Source organism: Halanaerobium sp., from assembly GCF_003070835.1.
Genome location: NZ_QBLR01000464.1, coordinates 1 through 1,913, shown reverse-complemented (window position 1 = coordinate 1,913; position 1,913 = coordinate 1). Strand labels below are relative to the sequence as shown.

General features: G+C 31.7%; 2 protein-coding genes. Both read right to left on the bottom strand.

What is annotated here, in order from left to right:
* Window positions 1-1,441, bottom strand: a 1,441-nt coding sequence (locus tag CI949_RS20465) for a DNA methyltransferase (protein ID WP_290769878.1), incomplete at its 3' end; no start/stop codon positions are given.
* 10 nt (window positions 1,442-1,451) lie between these two features.
* Window positions 1,452-1,913 (bottom strand): hypothetical protein (locus tag CI949_RS20460; RefSeq protein WP_290769877.1); only part of this gene is annotated, 462 nt, incomplete at its 5' end.

The window sequence follows — 1,913 nt, the reverse complement described above, 5'->3', positions numbered from 1 at the left end:
ATACTATATTGTATTTATTCACTTGATAATCTTCATTATTCTTATTCACACCCAACATTACCTCAGCAAACTTAACAGCATCTAAAGACTGATATTTAATAAAATTGCTGGAATAATTATCATCTAAAGCATTAGCGATCACAGTTTCTAACTTTCTTAAGACTTGAGTTTCAATATTTTCCACATTATTGAAATTATCAAATAATCCTAAAGAATCATCATTTTTTTTATCTGCCATAAATCTTTCTAATTTGTCATCCAGTGTAAGAAGTGAACCAAATTTATGAGCTTCTCTCAATTCATTCCAAAGTTCTTCTAAAAACTCTCTTTCATTTGCAGCAAACTCCAAATCAATTGCAAACTGATCTTTTACTTTATCAAATTCAGGTAAGTGAAAATTAGAAGACACAACATTAATATCTTCAATCTCAGTATTTCTATTATAAGTTTTTGCTTTAATGTAAAGCTGAAGTCTTGCTATTTGAACTGCTCTTTCATCGATATCTAAACCAAAAAGATTATTTTTTAAAATCAAACTAGGTATTTCTTCACCAGCATAACCTTCTTCTTCATAAATTTCAGCCAAAAGCTTAAAAGCATAAATAAGAAAGTTTCCACTACCAGCAGCAGGGTCAATAACTTTTATTTCTTCCACACTTTTAGATTCTAAAATAGCTTCATCTGGAGCATTAGCAATATCATGATATTCTCTTATTTTACTATCTGGATTAATTTCCAGCCAGTATTTACCGAGAGAATTATTGACTAAAAATTCTACTACCCAGCGTGGTGTGTACATCTGAGAAGCAATAGATAATTTATTCCATTCAACTTTAGCCCCTGTTTCTCTAAATAATTCTAAGTCTTTTTTGTTATATGCCTCATATAACCAGCCCAAGATATCATCTTTTTTCCAGTCATTTAATGATATTTCATGATTAAAAAGATTAATGATATCCTTTAAGTCATGAACTTCAGGAAGCAAATCATAGGGATTCTCTTTACTGTATAAAGGCAGTTCATTACTTAATTCATTGAATTTAGCTCTAATAAAGTTATCTAAGCCCTCTAAAGTTTCACTGCTCTGCACAGGATTTTCTTCCAACCAGACATTATGAGCAAAGGATTTATCTCCATGTTGAGCTCTGATCTGGATAATCTCTGGTACTAACTGTCTTGATTCAGCTTCCATAGTTTTAATACCAGCAATACGGTTAAATAGGGTAAAGGTAACTTCATCTAAATATTCATCTCTTGCTTCTTCAAAGCTTTCTTCATCTTCTAAAATAGCTTCTACAGCAGCTTTAGCCTTCTTAAAATCTGGATCTTCTTCATCACGAGCACTAATCTGATCTTCTCTAATACCTAATCTAACCAGTCTTTTATGAAAAGAATTCCTTATTTTATCTTTAATCTTAGCAACATTATCTTCTAAATTCATGGTCTGCCTCCTAATTGCTGAGCTTTATATTTATTTCATCATAGTCTTCTTGTTCTAATTCTTCAACTACTTTTTCTAACTGACGCTTAATATGTTGAACATTATTAGTTCTTGCTTTTAAAGTTAAATTATAGACCTTAGGTTCAGGAGCTGGCTCATCATCTCCACCTGTTGGTGGCTCAGGAGTAGGTAACTCTGGCACAAATGCTTTTACATCCTGTGTATTATAGCCTTTAAGTGCTGTGGCCTGCTGTATCTCTTTTAGAGTGCTATTGGTAGCTTTATCTTTAGCCTCAGTTTCACTTAAGTTAAATTCCTTTTCTAATAGTCTCTGATTGGATTCAATATATCTATTAAGCTGACTGTAAAAATTTCTATTGGCTTCAATTGAAACATCTTCTATTTCTTTCTGCTTAGACTTAGAAGCTTCTAATAACTGTTCAGCTGCTTCCTGTAATTCATCAAAATAGAT